Genomic DNA, 19,068 nt, shown 5'->3' with positions numbered 1-19,068 from the left:
CGTCGGGTGCCGGTGCGGGCCGCCGGTCGTGTCCCGCCGGCTAGCGCTGTCGCTGCAGCACGGCCCGGGCGGCGTTGTGGCCGGGGATGCCGCTCACCCCGCCGCCGCGGCGGGCACCGGCCGCGGACAGCAGCACCCGCTCGTGTGCCGTCTCCACGCCCCAGGTGCCCACCTCGGACTCGGCCTCGGCCCAGGGCCACTGCAGCGACCGGTGGAAGATGTTGCCGCCGGGGAGGCCGACGTCGCCCTCGAGGTCCACCGGGGAGCGCACCTCCAGGCAGGGGTTGCCGTCCGCGTCGCGGAGGAGGACGTCCTCGATCGGCTCGTCGAGGGCGCTGTTGATCGACGCCAGCGTCGCCCGCAACGCCTGCTCCCGACGCGCCTCGTTGTCCTGCCGGAAGAGCCGTGCCGGGGTGTGCAGGCCGAACACGGTGAGCGTCTGCGCCTCCGTCGCGGCGAGTGCCGGCCCGAGGATGGAGCGGTCCGACAGGGTGTGGCAGTAGATCTCGCACGGCAGCAGCTCGGGCAACCGGCCCTGTTCCGCGACCCGCTGCGCCTCCTGCAGCTGTGCGAACGACTCGTTCAGGTGGAAGGTCCCGGAGAAGGCGGCCGCCGGGTCGACCGAGCGGTCCTTGAGCCGCGGCAACCGCGACAGCAGCAGGTTGACCTTCAGCTGCGCGCCCTCGGGCGCCTCCTCGGTGGGCAGCGGCTGGGCGCCGGCGCGCTCGAGCAGGGTGTTGAGGGTGGCCGGGGCGAGCGCCGCGAGCACGGACTGCCCGGTGGCGTCCCGCTGCCGGCCGTCCTCCTGCCAGACCACCGTGCCGGCCGGGTCCACCGACACCACGGTGGCCCCCGTGCGGAGCTCGGCGCCGGCCGCAGCGGCCTTGCGCGCCAACGCCTCCGAGACCGCCCCCATGCCGCCGACCGGCACGTCCCAGTCACCGGTGCCGCCACCGATGAGGTGGTAGAGGAAGCACACGTTCTGCCGCAGGCGGTCGTCGTCGAGGTCGGCGAAGGTGCCGATCAGCCCGTCGGTCGCCACGGTGCCGCGGACCGTGTCGTCGCCGAACGTGGAGCGCAGCACCTCCCCCAGTGGCCGCTCGACCACTGCCTCCCACAGCTCGTCGTCCCCGACCAGGTCACGGACCTCCTTGGCGCTGCGCAGCGGCTCGAGGACGGTGGGGAACACGCGCTCGGCGAGGGACGTCATACGGTCGTAGAAGCGTTGCCACGCTTGGTGATCCGCATCGCTGCCGGTGACCCGACGGAAGGAGCGAGCCGTCGCCTCCGCGTCGCCGTTGTCGACGAGCAGCCCGCGCCCGGGATCCCCGGCCACTGGCGTGAACGAGGAGTACCGGCGGCGCACGAGCCGCAGGTCCAGGTCCAGCTCCTCGATGACCTGCCGTGGCAGCAGCGAGACCAGGTAGCTGTAGCGGGACAGGCGGGCGTCGACCCCCGGGAAGGGCGAGGCGCTCACCGCCGCGCCACCGACGTGGTCGGCCTGCTCGAGGACCAGGACGCGCCGGCCGGCCCGGGCGAGGTAGGCCGCCGCGGTGAGGCCGTTGTGCCCGGCCCCCAGAACGATGTCGTCGTATGCCGTCACAGGCCTGACCCTACGAGGTCAGCCGAGGGCGGCCCGTGCCGGTCAGCGGCCCCGGCGGACCGTCGATAGGCTCCACGGCATGGCTCAGATGCGACTGGCCCTGGCCCAGGTGGACCCCACCGTCGGAGACCTCGCCGGCAACGCGGAGATGGTGCGCGCCTGGAGCCGACGCGCCGCCGAGCAGGGCGCCGACCTCGTGGCCTTCCCGGAGATGGTGCTGACCGGCTACCCGGTGGAGGACCTCGCCCTGCGGCGCTCCTTCGTCGACGCCTCCCGCGCGACGCTGGAGCAGCTCGCCCGGGACCTCGCCGCCGACGGGCTCGGCGCGCTGCCGGTCGTTCTCGGCTACCTCGACGAGGCCCCCGCCGGCACGACCGACACCGACCCCGGCCGGGTGCTGCCGCAGAACTGCGCCGCCGTGCTGCACGACGGTCGGGTCGTGGCCCGCTACGCCAAGCACCATCTGCCCACCTACGGCGTCTTCGACGAGGCCCGCATCTTCGCCCCCGGCACGGAGCTCACGGTGGTCCGCGTCGGCGAGGTGGACGTGGCACTCGCCATCTGCGAGGACCTGTGGCAGGAGGGCGGCCCGGTGGCCCTGACCTGCGAGGCGGGCGCGGAGCTGCTGCTGGTGGTCAACGGGTCGCCCTACGAGCAGGACAAGGACGACGTCCGCTACGAACTGGTCGCCCGCCGCGCCGGGCAGGCCGAGTGCACCCTGGCCTACCTCAACCTGGTCGGCGGCCAGGACGAGCTGGTCTTCGACGGCGACTCCCTGGTGGTCTCCCGCGAGGGCACGGTGCTGGCCCGCGGACCACAGTTCAACGAGGACCTGCTCGTGCTCGACCTCGACCTGGCACCGAGCACCGTCGACCCGGTCGACCCGCCCGCGGGCGTGCAGCACGTGACGCTCGAGTCGGCTCGGTCCGGTGAGCGCGCCGGCGCCCCCTTCGGGACGTATGCCGGGACCCGGGCCGAGCAGGCCCCTCGCCTCGACGGCGTGGGAGAGGTCTATACCGCGGTGACGCTCGGCCTGCGCGACTACGTGCGCAAGAACGGCATGCGCAGCGTCATCGTGGGCCTGTCCGGGGGGATCGACTCGGCCCTCGTCGCCAGCCTCAGCTGCGACGCCCTCGGCGCCGAGAACGTCCACGGCGTCTCGATGCCCAGCGACTACTCCAGCGAGCACTCCCGCTCCGACGCGGCCGAGCTCGCCCGCCGCACCGGGCTGAACTACCGGGTCCAGCCCATCGCCGGGATGGTCAAGGCGTTCCTGGAGCCGCTCGGCCTGACTGGCGTGGCGGAGGAGAACCTGCAGGCTCGGTGCCGCGCCGTCATCCTCATGGGCCTGTCCAACCAGGAGGGCCACCTCGTGCTGGCGCCGGGCAACAAGAGCGAGCTGGCGACCGGCTACTCCACCATCTACGGCGACGCCGCCGGCGGCTACGCACCGCTCAAGGACGTGCCCAAGACCTTGGTGTGGGAGCTGGCGAAGTGGCGCAACGCCGAGGCCGAGCGCCGCGGCGAGACCCCACCCATCCCGGAGAACTCGATCACCAAGGCCCCCTCCGCCGAGCTGCGGCCGGGACAGGTCGACCAGGAGAGCCTGCCGCCCTACGAGGTCCTCGACGCGCTGGTCGACCGCTACGTCGAGCACGCCGACGGTCGCCAGCAGCTGGTCGAGGCCGGCTTCGACCCCGAGGTCGTCGAGCGGGTGACGGCCCTGATCGACCGGGCGGAGTGGAAGCGCCGGCAGTTCGCGCCCGGCCCCAAGATCTCCCCCCTCGCCTTCGGGCGGGACCGCCGGCTGCCGATCACCAACCACTACCGCGGCGAGCAGCCGTCCCGGAGCTGAGCGAGGTGGCCGAGCAGCCCAGTCCCTACGGCGGCACCTCCGCCGGCCCCGACGTGGGGGGCGGACCCACAGGACCGGGGGCCTCCGCCGGCGCGCCACCTCGCCGCGTGCGCATCCCGCACCTGCTGGCGATGAAGGAGGGTGGGCAGCGGTGGGCGATGCTGACCGCCTACGACCAGTACGCCGCCGAGATCTTCGACCAGGCCGGCATACCCGTGCTGCTGGTGGGCGACTCCGCGGGCAACAACGTCCTGGGTTACGACACGACCGTGCCGGTGACCGTCGACGAGCTGGTGCCGTTGGCGCGCGCGGTCGCGGGCGCGGCGCGCCGGGCGCTGGTGGTCGCGGACCTGCCGTTCGGGTCCTACCAGGCCGGGCCCGAGCAGGCGCTGGCCACCGCGACGCGCTTCATGAAGGAGGCGCGCGTGCACGCGGTCAAGCTCGAGGGCGGCGCGCACATGGCACCCGCTGTGGAGCTGTTGACCCGCTCGGGCATCCCGGTCATGGCGCACGTCGGCTTCACCCCGCAGAGCGAGCACACCCTCGGCGGCTACCGGGTGCAGGGCCGCGGCGCCGGTGCCGCGCGGCTGCTCGAGGACGCTCGGGCCCTCGAGGCGGCGGGGGCGTTCGCGCTCGTCATGGAGATGGTCCCGGCCCCGGTCGCGGCCGAGGTGACCCGCGCCGTGCGCATCCCCACGGTCGGCATCGGCGCCGGACCGGACTGCGACGCGCAGGTCCTGGTGTGGACCGACCTGGCGGGCCTGCGGGCAGGACGGATGCCGCGCTTCGTCAAGCAGTATGCCGACCTGCGCACCGTGCTGACCGACGCCGCACGGTCGTATGCCGCCGACGTCGCCTCGGGTGCCTTCCCGGGCCCCGAGCACAGCTTCGACTCCTGACTCACGCTGACCCGCCCGCGACCGGGGAACTCGGGTCAGATGTTGATCGTGACGTGGGCCTTCCGGCGCAGCTGCTGCACCACCTTCTGCGCGGCCTGTTGGCGCTTCTGTGCCTCCAGCTGCTGCGTCAGCTGCGGCCGAATCTTCTGGAACGACGGGGTCTTGGAGCCCTGGCCCTGCTGACTCAGCTGCTGGTAGGCCTGCTTGAGCTCCTGGGTGGTCGGCGTGGTGCTGCCACCCTTCTGGACGATGAGGTGGTTGACCTTCGTCTGCTCCTTGACCTGCGCCATGATCGCGGACTTCTTCTGCCCGTGCTTGGTGAGCTCCCCCACCAGCTGCCGGCCCGACTTCATGCCGTTCTGCTGGGCCAGGTCGGTCAGGGTGTGGTCGACGTCGGCCGAGGACGGCTTGTAGGCGCTCTTGTCGGCGGCCTGCGTCAGCAGGGTCGAGCCCACCATGCTCTGCGCCACCTGCTTCTTGAGCCGGTGCTGGTCCAGCTTCTGCCCGGACATCTGCGACTGCATGGCCAGCTGCTGGAACTGGGAGGTGTAGACCCGGACGAACTGGCCCTTGGAGATCTTCGTGCCGTTGACGGTGGCCACCACGCTCGGGATCCCCGTGAGGTCCGGCTTGGGCATGCTCTGCTTGCCGCCCGGCTGTCCCGCCTTCCCTTGCCCGTCGCTCGCGCTTGCACTCGCCTTGGAGGAGTCCTGGTGGCCCTTGCTCGCGGCCTGGTCCGCACCACAGGCGGACACTCCCACGAGGGCCGCCGCAAGACATACCGCCGGCACCAGTTTGTTCGTCACACACACTCCTTGGTCTGGGGTTCAGCGACCGTATCAACGGGGTCCGAACGACTCCCGCCCCCTGGGCCGTTCCCCCGGGGCCGGTGGTGTGGTCCTCGCCACACCGGTGGGGAAGGGGCGCGGTGTCAGGCGCACTGGCGCAGGGCGAGGAGGGCGTAGACCCGGGCGCAGCGCAACACCTCGGCGACCTCGACCCGCTCGTCCAGCGCATGGGCGCGCCGGATGTCGCCGGGGCCGTACTGCAACGTGGCGACCCCCGCGGCCGCGTAGTGGCGCAGGTCGGAGCCGTACGGCGCCCCACACACCCGCGGCCTGTCGCCACCGAGGTCCGTGACCGCCGTGGTCACCTCGTCGAGCAGCGGGTGCCCGGCCGGCAGTGCGCCGGACGCGAACTCCCCTCCGGGCCAGCTGACCTCGACCGGGTGGTCCCGCAGCCAGGGGTGGCGCTCCCCCGCATCCGCCAGCGCCCGCTCGAAGACGCGGCGGGCCGAGTCGACGCCCTCCCCGACCTGCACGCCGAACCGGCCGTGCGCGACCAGCTTGTCCGGCACCGAGCTCGCCCAGTCCCCGGCGTGCACCATGCCCACCGAGATCGGCCACGCGAGGTCGAGGTGGGCGAACTCCGCTGGCAGTGAAGCGTTTCGGTCGCGCTCGAGGGTGCGGAGGGTGGCGCTCACGTCCTCCAGCAGGTCGATGACGCTGACGCCCTGGCTCCTGGTCGCCCCGTGCGTGGAGCGGCCGGTCAGCTCCAGCCGGAACGTGAGCGAGCCGGCGTTGACGGGGATGATCGTGCCGGCAGTCGGCTCCACGATGACGCAGCTGTCGGCCAGGTGGCCGCGCCGCAGCGTCGCGAAGGCGCCGAACCCGCCGTCCTCCTCACCGCTGACGGTGTGCACGGCGAGCGGGCGACGGAGCGGCACCCCGGCGCGCGCGAGCGCCGAGACCGCGCCGAGGATCGCGGCCAGCCCACCCTTCATGTCGCAGGCGCCGCGGCCGTGCGCCAGCCCGTCGATCACCCGGAGGGTGAAGGGGTCGGCGTCCGGCCAGCTGAGCAGGTCACCGGGAGGCACGACGTCGGTGTGGGCGCACAGGGCGAGGGCCGGCATACCGGCTCCTCCCGACGGGGGCTGGGAGGTGCCGCCGAGCACCCCCACGCAGCCGACCGCGTTCCAGCGCTCGACCTCCACGCCGGGGTGCCCGGGGACCTCGCTGAGCCCGGCGAGGTCGATGTCCCACCGGTCCACGTCGCAACCGAGGTCACCGAGGCGCGCGGCGCACCACTCCTGCGCCTCCGCCTCGGCCGCCGACCCACCCACCGACGGGATGGCCACGAGGTCGCGCAGGTCCTGGACGACCTGGTCGTCGTCGACCGCGCCGAGCACCTCCTGCTCGAGGGAGGACAGGGTCGCCGGCTCGGTCGCGGACGTCGAGGACAGGGACTGGTTCATGGCGGCACGTTCTCACGTCGGCTCCCGGCCGCCACTACGTTGGGGCCATGAGTCTCACCATCGGATACGCCGCGATGCTCGAGCAGTTCCACCCCACCGAGGCGGTCGAGCTCACCGAGCTCGCCGAGCAGCACGGCTTCTCCGGGTGCATGGCGGCCGACCACTTCCAGCCATGGGTCCCCCAGCAGGGCCAGGCCTCCTTCGTCTGGAACGTGCTCACCGCGGTCGCGGAGCGCACGACCGGTGACCTCGGGCCGGGCGTCACGTGCCCGTCCTTCCGGTTCCACCCGGCACTCGTGGCGCAGGCAGCAGCGACGCTGGAGGCGATGTACCCGGGCCGCACCTGGCTCGGGATCGGCGCCGGCGAGGCACTCAACGAGCACGTGGTCGCCGGCTACTGGCCGGAGGCCGGCGAACGCTCCCGCCGGATGTTCGAGGCGATCGACGTGATCAAGGGCCTGTTCGACGCCTCGCTGGCGGGCAAGGACACCAAGCACTCCGGTGAGTTCTTCAAGCACGAGACCACCCGGCTGTGGACCATGCCGGAGTCGGCGCCACCCGTGCTGGTGGCCACGGCCGGTCCCCTGAACGCCAAGCGCACCGGCCGGCACGCCGACGGGATGATCACCGTGGGTGCGCCGCTCGAGAAGATCGACGGGCTGTTCGCCAAGTTCGCCGAGGGGGCCCGCGAGGCCGGCAAGGACCCGGACGCCATGCCGCGGATCCTCCAGCTGCACCTGTCCTGGGCGCCAACCGACGAGGAGGCGCTCGCCAACGCGATGACCGAGTGGCCCAACGGCGGGATGAAGTTCGCCAAGGCCGACATCCGCTCTCCCCACGACTTCGCGGCCATGGCGCGGCTGGTGCGCGCGGAGGACTTCCAGGGACGCATGGTCATCTCGTCGGACCCGGACCTGCACCGCGAGCACATCCAGAAGTTCGTCGACCTCGGCTTCGACCGGGTCTACCTGCACAACGTCGGGCGCAACCAGCGCGAGTGGATCGAGGTGTTCGGCCGGGAGGTCATCCCCAAGGTGCACCGCTGATCGTGGCCTCCCGGGCCGGCGCGGCGGTCCGGGACGGAAACGGGAGAGCGAAAACCCGGGCGCGGCACCGCCGGGACGCGACGTAGGGTCAAGTGGTGGACAACGCGGCACGCATCGAGACGCTCGGACAGCTGCGCGAGGCCGGCTACCGGCCCCGCACCGTCAAGGCCGAGATCCGCGAGAACCTCCTGGAGCGGCTGCGGTCCGGACAGCCTGCGTTCCCCGGCATCGTCGGCTTCGACGACACGGTGCTGCCCGAGCTCGAGACGGCGCTGCTCGCCGGACACGACTTCGTCCTGCTCGGTGAGCGCGGGCAGGGCAAGACACGGGTGATGCGCACGCTGGCCGGACTGCTCGACGAGTGGAGCCCGTCGGTCGCCGGCTGCGAGATCGACGACGAGCCGAGCGCCCCGGTGTGCCTGCGCTGCCGACGCCTCGCCGAGGAGGCCGGCGAGGACCTGCCGATCGTCTGGCGGCACCGCGACGAGCGCTACACGGAGAAGCTCGCCACCCCCGACACCAGCGTCGGCGACCTGGTCGGTGACGTGGACCCGGTCAAGGTGGCCCAGGGCCGCACGCTGGGTGACCCGGAGACCGTCCACTACGGGCTCGTGCCGCGGTCCAACCGGGGCATCTTCGGCCTCAACGAGCTGCCCGACCTCGCCGAGCGGATCCAGGTGGCGCTGTTCAACGTGCTGGAGGAGCGCGACATCCAGGTGCGCGGCTACTCCCTTCGACTGCCGCTGGACGTCCTGCTCGTGGCCACCGCGAACCCGGAGGACTACACCAACCGCGGCCGCATCATCACCCCGCTGAAGGACCGGTTCGGCGCGGAGATCCGCACCCACTACCCGCTCGACGTCGAGGACGAGGTTGAGCTGGTCGGGCAGGAGGCCCAGCCCGTCGCCGAGGTCCCCGAGCACCTCGTCGAGGTCGTGGCCCGCTTCACCCGCGCCCTGCGGGAGTCGCCCTCCGTGGACCAGCGCTCCGGGGTGTCCGCGCGGCTCGCCATCGCGGCCGTCGAGGCCATCGGCGCCTCGGCCCTGCGCCGCTCGGCGCGCACCGCGGACCCAGAGCAGGTCGCCCGTGTCTGCGACGTGCCCGGCGTCATCCCCACCCTGCTCGGCAAGGTGGAGTTCGAGATGGGCGAGGAGGGTCGCGAGCGCGAGGTGCTCGAGCACCTGCTCCGCGTGGCCGTCGCGGAGACCTTCCGCTCCCGGCTCGGCGGGCTCGACCTCGCCGGGTTCACCGACCGGTTCGCCGAGGGAGCCGTCGTCGAGACCGGCGAGCTGGTGCCCGCGGCGGAGCTGCTCGACCAGCTGGGCGGCGTGCCCGGGCTGTCCAAGGTGCTCGACCGGCTCGGCGACGGCGACTCCGCCTCCCGCGGCCACGTCGCCGCGGCCGTGGAGCTGGTGCTCGAGGGGCTGCACCTCACCCGTCGCATCGACAAGCGCAGCGCCGACACCCCCGACGGCCGCGTCGTCTACGAGGCCTGACGTGGCACGGCGCTGGTCCGGGCCGCATTCCGGGCACTCCCCCGACTCTCCCCACGGACGCTTCCGCTACGGCCCGTGGCGCGGTGGTCCGGACCCGCTCGCACCGCCGTATGACGTGCGCGGTGCCCTGGACGAGCTCGGCCGAGACGTCCTCGCCGGCGGCACCATGCGCGACGCCCTGCACGACCTGCTGCGCCGTGGCTTCGACGGGCGTGCGGGCCTGGACGACCTGCGCGAGCGGGTGCGCCGGATGCGGCGCGAGGCACGCCGGCGCGGGGACCTGGGCGGCACGCTCGACCAGGTGCGGGGGCTGCTGGACCAGGCGCTGGCCGCCGAACGGGACACCCTCGCCGCCGAGCCCGGCGAGGACGCCCGCATGGCCGAGATGGAGCTCGCCACGCTGCCCGACCAGGTGGCGAGCGCGGTGCGGGCGCTGGCCGACTACCAGTGGCACTCACCGGAGGCGCGGGCGGCATACGACCAGATCCGGGAGATGCTGCGCACGGAGGTCCTCGACGCACAGTTCGCGGGGCTGAAGCAGGCGCTGTCGGGAGGTGACCCGGAGCTGCTGGAGCGGATCCGGGACATGCTCGCCGACCTCAACTCCCTGCTCGCCGCGCACGCCCGCGGGGAGGACACGACCGACCGGTTCGCGCAGTTCATGGAGCGCTACGGCGACCTCTTCCCCGAGCAGCCCCGGGACGTGGACGAGCTCATCGACGCCCTCGCCCGCCGGCAGGCCGCCGCGGACCGGCTCATGGCGTCGCTGTCCCCCGAGCAGCGCGCGGAGTTGGCGCAGCTGATGAGCGATGCGCTCGCCGACGCCGACCTGGCCTCGGAGATGGCCCAGCTCGCGGACAACCTCCGGGCGCTGCGACCGGGGCTCGGCCGCGGGGCCGTCCCGATGCACGGCGGCCCGTCCCTCGGCTACGGCGAGGCGGTGGAGGCGGTCGCGGAGCTCGCCGACCTGGAGGCCCTCGGGGAGCAGCTCGAGCAGGGGCACGCCTGGTCCACCCTCGACGACGTCGACGTGGAGGCCCTGGAGCGGCGCCTCGGCGCACCCGCGGTCCGCGACCTGGAGGCGCTGCGCCAGCTGGAGCGCGAGCTGGAGCGCCAGGGCTACCTCGAGCGGGGCGAGGAGGGCCTGCGGCTCACGCCGCGGGCGGTCCGCCGGCTCGGGGAGACGGCGCTGCGCCGGGTCTTCGAGCAGCTGCACGCCGCTGGCCACGGCGACCACGACGAGCACCGCACCGGGTCCTCCGATGAGCCCACCGGGCTGACCCGGGCCTGGGAGTTCGGGGACGAGCTGCCCCTCGACGCCGCCCGGACGGTGGGCAACGCGCTGCGCCGCCGCGCCGCCCAGCACCTGGACACGCTCACGGCCGACGGCGGCGGTGGCGTGCAGCTGCTCGTGGAGGACTTCGAGGTCACCGAGACGGAGCGCCGCGTGTCGGCGGCGGTGGCGCTGTGCGTCGACATGTCGTTCTCGATGGTGCAGGAGGGCCGGTGGGGCCCGATGAAGCAGACCGCGCTCGCGCTCTCCCACCTCATCGAGACGCGCTTCCGCGGGGATGCCCTGCAGGTGATCGGCTTCAACCTCGCCGCTCGCCGCCTCTCGCCCGTCCAGCTCGCCGAGGCGGAACCGGAGTGGGTGCAGGGCACAAACCTGCAGCACGCCCTGATGCTGGCCGGCCGGCACGTGCGCCGGCACCCGGGGGCGGAGCCGGTCGTGCTGGTGGTCACCGACGGCGAGCCGACCGCCCACCTGGACGAGAGCGGCCTGCCCGAGTTCAGGTGGCCGACGACGGCGGCCACGCTGCGGGCGACCGTCACCCAGGTGGACGAGCTCGCCCGCTACGGCGTGAGCCTCAACATCTTCATGCTCGGCGACGACCCGGGGCTCGCCCGGTTCGTCGACGCGGTGGCCCGCAGGGCCGGCGGGCGGGTGTTCACCCCGGACCTGGACCGGCTGGGGGAGTACGTCGTCGCCGACTACCTGCGCGCCCGCCGCGGGCGTTGACGCCGCCCGGGCGTGTCCGCCGAGACAATTCGGCCGTTGGGATTGTGCTACCCCTCCCATCGGTGTTGTGCTGGACCCATCGACATCCAGCGCCCGTCGGGCCGAGGCCGACGGGCCGGTCAAGGAGGCGCGATGACGCAGATGACACCCACGGAGGACGAGGTCGAGTCCGCAGGACAGACGACCGTGCAGGCCGCCGACAGCATCGAGGTGAGCCAGTTCGTGGCCCAGCCGCCGGACGCGGTGTGGAAGCGACTGACCCAGCGTGAAGGGATCGAGGCACTCCTCGGCTCCGGCGCGATGCTCGGTGGCAAGGGCGAACCGTGGCACGCGCAGGACGGCACGCACGGCGTCGTCCGCAGCTACCACCCCGGCGAACAGGTGCGGGTGTCCTGGCACGCCGACGCCGACGCCCCCGCCACCCTCGTCGACCTGCAGACCTTCCGGGACGGGGACGGCACACGCATCCAGCTGTCCCACCAGCACCTCGACGGCTCCGTCGACCGGGACCGGCTGCGCAGGCGGTGGGAGGGAGCGCTGCGCGACCTGGTCGGCAGCTAGCGCCACCACGTCCTCGACAACCGGGCGGTCCGCACTCCACGGCGGGCCGCCCGGTCTCGTTCAGGGGGTCAGCTCGCGGTTCGGTCCTCCGGGGGTCAGCCCTGCCCGACCTCAGTCCTCCTCGGCGTCGCCCTGGTTCCAGCGCCGGTCCTCGTCGTCCCAGCGCTCGGTGTTGTCCGCCGCATGCTGCAGGGCCTGCTCGGCATCGGCGTAGGTCTCGTAGGGGCCGAGGAGGTCCTCACCCTTGCTCTTGTTGCTGTCGTCCTCGACCCGACCCCGCGCGACGTTGTACCAGTACGCCATGGGGACGCCTCCCTCCGTCGTCTCCGTGCTCACCTGACTGCCTAGACTCCACCGTATGCCGATCCGCTACGCAACCGTCGCCCCCGGCCACATCAGTGGTCGCCGGGACGTGCCCGCCAGCATCGCGCGCCCGGAGTACGTCGACCGGCCGGCGCCGGAGCGGTTCACCGGCTCTGAGGTGAAGGACCCCGACACCATCGACCGCATGCGGATCGCCTCGAAGATCGCCGCCCAAGCCCTCCAGGCCGCCGGCGCCGTCGTGGCCCCCGGTGTGTCGACCGACGAGATCGACCGCGTGGGACACGAGTTCATGCTGGACCACGGGGCCTACCCGTCCACGCTGGGTTACCGAAACTTCCCCAAGTCCCTGTGCACCAGCGTCAACGAGGTCATCTGCCACGGCATCCCCGACGACCGGGAGCTGCAGGACGGGGACATCGTCAACATCGACATCACCGCCTACATCGACGGGGTGCACGGCGACACCAATGCCACCTTCCTCGTCGGGGACGTGGACGAGGAGTCGCGACTGCTCGTGGAGCGCACCCACGAGGCGATGATGCGCGGCATCCGGGCCGCGGTGCCCGGCCGGCAGATCAACGTCATCGGCAGGGTCATCGCCAGCTACGCCAAGCGGTTCGGCTACGGCGTGGTCCGCGACTTCACCGGCCACGGCATCGGGACGGCCTTCCACTCCGGGCTGGTGATCCCCCACTACGACGCGGCGCCGCAGTACAGCACCGTCATCGAGCCGGGCATGACCTTCACCATCGAGCCGATGCTCAACCTCGGCACCCCGGACTGGGAGATGTGGGACGACGACTGGACCGTCGTCACCGCCGACCGGCGCCGTTCGGCCCAGTTCGAGCACACGATCCTGATCACCGACTCGGGGAACGAGATCCTGACCCTGCCCTGACCCTGCCCGGGTGGCCCTGGGCCGCCACCGAGGACACCGAGGAAGGAGCCCGCGATGACGCGCCTGGTCCTGGGGATCGACGTGGGTGGCAGCGGCATCAAGGGGGCGCCGGTGGACCTCGACCGGGGCGCCTTCGCCGCCGAGCGGCTGCGCCTGCCGACCCCGGAGGGAGCCCGCCCGGCCGAGGTGGCCGACGTGATCGGCCGGATCTGCGCCCACTTCGCCGACGTGCTCGACGGCGACGACGTCCCGGTGGGTGTCACCGTGCCCGGCGTGGTCACCCACGGGGTGGTGCGTTCGGCGGCCAACATCCATCCCAGCTGGGTCGGCACTGACGCCGACCGGCTCTTCTCCGGTCGGCTCGGTCGCCGCGTGGTCGTGGTCAACGACGCGGACGCCGCCGGGCTGGCGGAGCTGCGGCACGGCGCCGCCAAGGGCCACGACGGGCTGGTCATCGTCACCACGCTCGGCACCGGGATCGGCTCGGCCCTGCTGCACCGGGGCGCGCTCGTCCCCAACAGCGAGCTCGGTCACCTGGAGATCGACGGCCACGACGCCGAGAGCCGCGCCGCGGACAGCGCCCGTGAGCGGGAGGACCTGTCCTGGCAGGAGTGGGCACAGCGGCTGCAGCGCTACTACTCGGTGGTCGAGGACCTGTTCTGGCCCGACCTGCTCGTCGTCGGCGGCGGGGTCTCCAAGAAGGCGGACAAGTTCCTGCCGCACCTGCACCTGCGCGCCCCGATCGTGCCGGCCACGTTGCGCAACGCCGCCGGCATCATCGGCGCGGCCCAGCTGGCAGCGGAGAGCTGACGCGAGCAGCCGGTGCGGCCGGGCGCAACCTGCCCGGCCGGCGCTGAGGACCTGCCGGCGCTCAGAACCGGGCCGGCTCCCCACCGGACAGGTCCCGCAGCTCCAGGCCGTCCGGACCGAACCGCTGGACCTGGCTGAGGTACATCCCGCGGCCGACCTCGTTCAGCAGCCCGTCGTGGATCGGCACCACGACGCGCGGGGCGATCCGCTGCACGAAGGCCACCGTCTCCTTCGAGGCGCACCAGGGTGCGTTGAGCGGCAGGGCGAGGACGTCCACCCGACCCGGCTGGGCGTCATACGCGTCGCCGGGGTGGAACAGGGTCGAGCCGCCGTCCACCCGCACCACCACGCCGAGGTTGCCGATGCGGGGCAGCGCCTCGTTGATGACCGCGTGCCGGTCGCCCACCGGCTCGAGGGTCAGGCCGTCACCCACCTGGAGGGACCGGCCACTGCTCATCGTCCGGCAACGAGCGGCGGCGGGGCTGCCCTGCAGCGTCGTGTCCGGCACCGATGGCTCGACGTGGAGGTCCGCATCCGGGTTGGCCTCCAGCAGTGCCGGCAGGCGCTCGGCATCCACGTGGTCGGCGTGCTGGTGCGTCACCACGATCGCGTCCAGGCCGGTGACCCCCTCGAAGCGGGAGAAGACGCCGGGATCGATGAGCACCCGGGTGTCGCCGGACTCGATCAGCAGGCAGGCATGGCCGAGGTGGGTGACGCGCATGGGCCCCAACGTACGCCCGAGCCAGCCCCGGCGCAGCAGCCTCACGGGGGACAGCCGGCGGCCCGACGGTCCGCGGCCGAGGTCCGAAAACCCCCCGTGGGCTCCGTAGGATGGACCCCTGTGAAGTTCCTCAACGACCAGCGTCCCGCGAACGACCTCACGTACGCCGACGTCTTCATGGTCCCCTCCCGCTCCTCCGTGGCCTCCCGCCTCGACGTCGACCTGACGACACCGGATGGCGTCGGCACCACGATCCCCCTGGTGGTCGCCAACATGACGGCCGTCGCGGGTCGCCGGATGGCCGAGACCGTCGCCCGCCGCGGTGGTCTGGCGATCCTCCCCCAGGACATCCCGCTCCGGGCGGTGGACACGACGATCGCCGACGTGAAGTCGCGGCACGCCGTGCTCGAGACGCCCATCACCATCGACCCCGAGGCGCCGGTCGCCGAGGTGCTGCCCCTGCTCGGCAAGCGCGCCCACGGCGCCGCCGTGGTCCTCAAGGGCACCGAGCCGGTCGGCATCGTGACCGACCGCGACTGCCAGGGCGTCGACCGGTTCGCCCGGGTCGCGGACGTCATGACCAGCGACATCGTCACGGTGAGCGCCGACACCGATCCGGCCGCCGTGTTCGAGACGCTGACCAGGCGGCACATCCACCTGGTGCCGGTGCTCGACGGTGACGTGATGGTCGGCGTGCTCACCCGCAAGGGGGTGCTGCGGTCCGCCATCTACCAGCCGTCGCTGGACCGGGAGGGTCGGCTCATGGTCGGTGCCGCGGTCGGCATCAACGGTGACGTGGCCGGTCGTGCGAAGGCGCTGCTGACCAGCGGCGCGGACGTCCTCGTCGTCGACACCGCCCACGGTCACCAGGACAAGATGCTGGCGGTCCTGCCCCGGGTCGTCGCCGAACGCGACGCCCACGAGGCCGCCACCGGGGTGCGCGTCCCGGTGGTCGCGGGCAACGTCGTCTCGGCGGCAGGCGCCCGGGAGCTCGCCGAGGCCGGTGCGGATGTCATCAAGGTGGGCGTCGGACCGGGTGCGATGTGCACGACCCGGATGATGACCGGCGTCGGTCGGCCGCAGTTCTCCGCGGTGCTCGAGTGCGCGGGGGCGGCGCGGGAGGCCGGCGCGACCGTCTGGGCAGACGGTGGCGTGAAGTACCCCCGCGACGTCGCGCTCGGTCTCGCGGCCGGTGCCGCCAGCGTGATGGTCGGGTCGTGGTTCGCGGGCACCTACGAGAGCCCGGGCGACCTGCAGGGCGATGCGGAGGGCCGGCTCTACAAGGAGAGCTTCGGCATGGCCTCCGCCCGCGCGGTGCGGGCCCGGACCAAGGAGCGCAGCGCGTTCGAGCGGGCCCGCTCGGCGCTCTTCGAGGAGGGCATCTCCTCCTCACGGATGTACCTGGACCCGGAGCGGCCGGGCGTCGAGGACCTCCTCGACTCGATCATCTCCGGGGTGCGCAGCTCCTTCACCTATGCCGGGGCGCGCACCATCGCCGAGTTCCAGGAGCGCGCCGTGGTCGGCGTCCAGAGCGCCGCCGGCTACGAGGAAGGGCGCCCGCGTCACACGTCCTGGTGAACCGCCCCGGCCTGCTCGTCGCCTGCCCTGAACTGCTCGGCGGCGAGCGCCTCGGCAGCAGTGCTGGGCTCGTCGTACACGTCGAGGAGGAACGTGCCGTCGGGGAGCTCGGCGCGGAAGCCGATCACGAAGTCACCAGTGATCCGACCCACGAGCACACCCCCGTCGGTCACCGTGTAGTGACCGGCTCGCGTCATCGTCATGGTCATGGACACAGCGTGACCCCGCAGACCCTGCTTTGTTCAAGAGATGGCAAAGATGTCGTCAGCAAATGGTCAAGAGTGCCCGAACGGACGAGGGAGGCGGTCGACCGTTCGGAGGATGCCGTGAGCCCTTGACGGGGCGACCCACCCCTCGAGGGGGTGGGTCGGTCGAAAGGGTGGATGAGTCGGTCGTACGCCGGGTTCTGTCCCGACCACCGTTACCCGTGGTCGGGTGACGGCCATCCATCTCGGACCCGTGTTGCCACGGGCCTCCAGCGACCTACCCGCACGCTCGGACGGGCCGTCCTCGGGCGCGTGCTGTCTGGTCTTGCTCCGGGTGGGGTTTGCCGAGCCACGCCAGTCACCTGACGTGCTGGTGGTCTCTTACACCACCGTTTCACCCTTACCTCGACGTCCCCGGCTCTGCCTCGGCAGCGCCGGCGGCCGTCTGAGGCGGTCTGCTTTCTGTGGCACTGTCCCGCGGGTCACCCCGGGTGGGCGTTACCCACCACCCTGCTCTGTGGAGTCCGGACTTTCCTCGATGCCGGTCACCCGACACCGCGATCGCCTGGCCGACTCACCCGACGTTCCATCCTAGGTGCTCCACGCCGTCCCACCCAATGTCGCCGCCAGGAGGGTGGTACCGGATCAGAGGCCGGAGTTGATCGTCCGGACCAGGATCCGCCCGCATTCCTCACAGCGCAGCACCTCGTCGTCGGGTGCCGCCGCGAAGGTGCGCAGGTCGGCGGCGTTCACCTCGAGCTGACAGCCGGTGCATCGCCGGTTGCGCAACTCCGCGGCGCCCACTCCGCCGTGGCTGGTGCGCAACTTGTCGTAGGTCGCCACCAACGGCTCCGGCAGATCCGCTGCGATCGCAGACCGTTCTTCGGCGTTGGCCGCCAGCTCGCCGTCGATCACGGCGAGCTGTTCGTCGCGGCGCGCGACGACCTCGCCGATCCGGCCCTCCAGCTCGGCGTTGCGGGCAGCAAGATCATCCCGCTCGGCGGCCGCGTTCTCCAGCTGTTCCATCAGCTCCAGTTCGGCGTCCTCAAGATCATTGATCCGTCGTTCCAGGTGCTGGATCTCCTCCACCAGACCGGTCAGTGCCTTGGCGTCGGCGACCGAACCGTCGTCGATCCGCTGTTGGTTGCGGACCCTGCGCTGACGGACCGGCTCCAGATCGGACTCGGCCTGGCGCTGGGCGACTTCAAGATCGGATACCCGGGTCTCGGCGGCCACCAGGTCGGCCGAGGCAGCGGACCGCTCGTCCTCGAGTCGGGCCAATTGGCCGTGCTCGGGAAGGGTCGCCCGGCGGTGCCGCAACTGGGCGATCGCGGTGTCGACCGCCTGCAGGTCGAGCAACCGGAGCTGGATCGCGTGGTCGGCTTTGATGAGTCCGCCCTCCCCTGATCTGATGTGGATTTGTTCTGCAGAGCGTACTCGTCGCCGGCTGCTCCGTACTGCGAGACACCGGCTCGACCGGGATCGGCCGATCGGGCATCATGATCTTGCCGGAACTTCTGACGCATCGGGGGAATGGATCCGCGGTTCCGCGGGTTGGCCCCTGGGCGGTCTTCGACCAGGCCGGTACCTCTGCACCACCTTCTTCGGTCACGGCGTTGTGACCGGTCATCCCGTACGCCCTTTCCTGCTCGAGGACCGCCATGTCCAGCGCTGCTGCGCCTGCCTCCACCCATCTTCCCGGCGACCGCTATGTCGGCAAACGGTACGTCTATCTCGTCCTGCTGTTGGGCGTGCTCACCGCCATCGGGCCGCTCACCGTCGACACCTATCTGCCCGCCCTTCCGGCGCTGTCGGACGAGCTGCACGCCAGTGACGCCGCAGCCCAGCTGACCATGACCGGGCTGATGGCGGGGCTCGGCCTGGGTCAGCTGCTCATCGGGCCACTGTCGGACTCGGTCGGGCGACGCCGCCCGTTGATCTTCGGATTGGCCGGCCATGCCCTGATGTCGCTGCTCTGTGCGGTCGCGCCGAGCATCGAGATGTTGATCATCGCCCGGACGGTCCAGGGTCTGGCCGGTGCGGCGGTCGCCGTGGTGGTGATGGCCATCGTCCGTGACCTGTTCGCCGGCATCAAGGCCGCGCAGCTGCTGTCCCGGCTGGTGCTGGTCACCGGCGTCTCCCCCATCCTGGCGCCGAGCATCGGCAGCGCGCTGCTCGCCCTGACCGACTGGCAGGGGATCTTCGTCGTCCTGGCCGGTTTCGCCCTGCTGAGCATGACCGTGGCGATCATCGCCCTGCCGGAGACCCTGCCGCCGGTGCGGCGCACCCCTGCCGAGCCGGTCCGCTGGCTGGGCGCGTACGCGGTCCTGTTCCGGGATCGCAGCTATCTGATCATGGTGGCCGTCGCGGCGCTGATGTTCGCCGCGCTGATCGCCTACGTCGGCGGCTCGCCGTTCGTGCTGCAACGGATCTACGGCCTGACCCCGAGCGCCTTCGGCGTCGTGTTCGCCCTGAATGCGGCCGGCCTGATCATCTTCGCCCAGCTCAATCCGGTGTTGGCCAAGCGGTTCGGGCCGGAACGGGTGCTCACCGGTGCGGTGATCGTCGGTGTGCTGTCCTCGCTCGGCATGGTCGCCACCGCCGTCTTCGGTCTCGGCCTGGCCGGATTCGTCGTCTCCATCTGGCTGCTGCTGGCCGCCTGCGGGGTGGCGTCGCCGAATGCTGCGGCGATCGCGTTGTCCCGGCACGGTGAGGCAGCAGGTACGGCGTCCGCGCTGCTCGGATCGGCGCAGTTCCTGATGGGCGGGGTGACCACCCCACTGGTCGGCGCGCTGAA

17 protein-coding genes and 1 other RNA gene are annotated in these 19,068 nt (G+C 72.2%); 10 read left to right on the top strand and 8 right to left on the bottom strand.

Annotated features, from left to right (window positions below; translation table 11 throughout):
• Window positions 1-40 precede the first annotated feature (40 nt).
• Entirely contained in the window at window positions 41-1,603 is a 1,563-nt protein-coding gene (locus VFL99_RS10195) for a phytoene desaturase family protein (protein ID WP_325106241.1), read from the bottom strand.
• A gap of 79 nt (window positions 1,604-1,682) precedes the next feature.
• Between VFL99_RS10195 and VFL99_RS10190 the strand changes: the two genes are divergently transcribed.
• Together VFL99_RS10190 and panB are read left to right on the top strand one after the other, a co-directional pair.
• Window positions 1,683-3,458: an NAD+ synthase gene (locus VFL99_RS10190; protein ID WP_325106240.1), complete on the top strand. Its 1,776-nt coding sequence runs from the start codon at window positions 1,683-1,685 to the stop codon at window positions 3,456-3,458.
• 5 nt (window positions 3,459-3,463) lie between these two features.
• A complete protein-coding gene (gene panB, locus VFL99_RS10185; RefSeq protein WP_325106239.1) occupies window positions 3,464-4,357 on the top strand; it encodes a 3-methyl-2-oxobutanoate hydroxymethyltransferase in 894 nt (297 codons plus the stop codon).
• Window positions 4,358-4,392: 35 nt separating this feature from the next.
• Here the strand turns inward: panB and VFL99_RS10180 are convergent, their stop codons facing one another.
• The gene (locus VFL99_RS10180) at window positions 4,393-5,163 is read right to left on the bottom strand and encodes a SurA N-terminal domain-containing protein (protein WP_325106238.1); all 771 of its coding nucleotides are present in this window, start codon (window positions 5,161-5,163) and stop codon (window positions 4,393-4,395) included.
• A 125-nt stretch (window positions 5,164-5,288) separates the two neighbouring features.
• Window positions 5,289-6,611 (bottom strand): ArgE/DapE family deacylase, encoded by a 1,323-nt coding sequence (locus tag VFL99_RS10175; protein ID WP_325106237.1) that lies wholly within the window; start codon window positions 6,609-6,611, stop codon window positions 5,289-5,291.
• Between the two features lie 47 nt (window positions 6,612-6,658).
• Between VFL99_RS10175 and VFL99_RS10170 the strand changes: the two genes are divergently transcribed.
• The 4 genes from VFL99_RS10170 to VFL99_RS10155 all read left to right on the top strand — a co-directional run bounded on the left by VFL99_RS10170 (window position 6,659) and on the right by VFL99_RS10155 (window position 11,734).
• On the top strand, window positions 6,659-7,657 hold the full coding sequence (locus tag VFL99_RS10170) for a TIGR03557 family F420-dependent LLM class oxidoreductase (protein ID WP_325106236.1): 999 nt from the start codon (window positions 6,659-6,661) through the stop codon (window positions 7,655-7,657).
• Between the two features lie 95 nt (window positions 7,658-7,752).
• Window positions 7,753-9,153 carry a sigma 54-interacting transcriptional regulator gene (locus VFL99_RS10165; protein ID WP_325106235.1) on the top strand — a complete coding sequence of 467 codons (1,401 nt, stop codon included), beginning with the start codon at window positions 7,753-7,755 and terminating at the stop codon, window positions 9,151-9,153.
• A 1-nt stretch (window position 9,154) separates the two neighbouring features.
• Complete coding sequence (locus VFL99_RS10160) at window positions 9,155-11,173, top strand: hypothetical protein (RefSeq protein WP_325106234.1); 2,019 nt, start codon at window positions 9,155-9,157, stop codon at window positions 11,171-11,173.
• 132 nt (window positions 11,174-11,305) lie between these two features.
• Complete coding sequence (locus VFL99_RS10155; protein ID WP_325106233.1) at window positions 11,306-11,734, top strand: SRPBCC family protein; 429 nt, start codon at window positions 11,306-11,308, stop codon at window positions 11,732-11,734.
• Between the two features lie 111 nt (window positions 11,735-11,845).
• Here the strand turns inward: VFL99_RS10155 and VFL99_RS10150 are convergent, their stop codons facing one another.
• Entirely contained in the window at window positions 11,846-12,070 is a 225-nt protein-coding gene (locus tag VFL99_RS10150) for a methionine aminopeptidase (RefSeq protein WP_325106232.1), read from the bottom strand.
• Between the two features lie 22 nt (window positions 12,071-12,092).
• On the opposite strand from VFL99_RS10150, the gene map reads away from it, so the two are divergent.
• A complete protein-coding gene (gene map / locus VFL99_RS10145; RefSeq protein ID WP_325106231.1) occupies window positions 12,093-12,956 on the top strand; it encodes a type I methionyl aminopeptidase in 864 nt (287 codons plus the stop codon).
• A 54-nt stretch (window positions 12,957-13,010) separates the two neighbouring features.
• Window positions 13,011-13,766: a polyphosphate--glucose phosphotransferase gene (gene ppgK / locus VFL99_RS10140; protein ID WP_325106230.1), complete on the top strand. Its 756-nt coding sequence runs from the start codon at window positions 13,011-13,013 to the stop codon at window positions 13,764-13,766.
• A 61-nt stretch (window positions 13,767-13,827) separates the two neighbouring features.
• Here the strand turns inward: ppgK and VFL99_RS10135 are convergent, their stop codons facing one another.
• Window positions 13,828-14,487 carry an MBL fold metallo-hydrolase gene (locus VFL99_RS10135; RefSeq protein WP_325106229.1) on the bottom strand — a complete coding sequence of 220 codons (660 nt, stop codon included), beginning with the start codon at window positions 14,485-14,487 and terminating at the stop codon, window positions 13,828-13,830.
• A gap of 120 nt (window positions 14,488-14,607) precedes the next feature.
• Between VFL99_RS10135 and VFL99_RS10130 the strand changes: the two genes are divergently transcribed.
• Window positions 14,608-16,065, top strand: a complete 1,458-nt coding sequence (locus VFL99_RS10130) for a GuaB1 family IMP dehydrogenase-related protein (protein ID WP_325106228.1) — start codon at window positions 14,608-14,610, stop codon at window positions 16,063-16,065.
• On the opposite strand, the gene VFL99_RS10125 is transcribed toward VFL99_RS10130, so the two are convergent.
• The 3 genes from VFL99_RS10125 to VFL99_RS10115 form a co-directional block, all read right to left on the bottom strand.
• Window positions 16,050-16,274 (bottom strand): hypothetical protein, encoded by a 225-nt coding sequence (locus VFL99_RS10125; protein ID WP_325106227.1) that lies wholly within the window; start codon window positions 16,272-16,274, stop codon window positions 16,050-16,052. The two genes, VFL99_RS10130 and VFL99_RS10125, sit on opposite strands and share 16 nt — an antisense overlap.
• A 171-nt stretch (window positions 16,275-16,445) precedes the next feature.
• Window positions 16,446-16,848, bottom strand: an RNA gene (rnpB, locus tag VFL99_RS10120) — RNase P RNA component class A.
• A gap of 68 nt (window positions 16,849-16,916) precedes the next feature.
• A complete protein-coding gene (locus VFL99_RS10115; protein ID WP_325106226.1) occupies window positions 16,917-17,630 on the bottom strand; it encodes a zinc ribbon domain-containing protein in 714 nt (237 codons plus the stop codon).
• Between the two features lie 302 nt (window positions 17,631-17,932).
• Here VFL99_RS10115 and VFL99_RS10110 point away from each other — a divergent pair.
• The coding region (locus VFL99_RS10110) for a multidrug effflux MFS transporter (RefSeq protein ID WP_325106225.1) at window positions 17,933-19,068 on the top strand (1,136 nt) is incomplete at its 3' end.

Source organism: Segeticoccus sp. (assembly GCF_035708005.1).
Note: the sequence above shows the minus strand (reverse complement) of the source record. Positions and strands in the feature narration are given on the sequence as shown.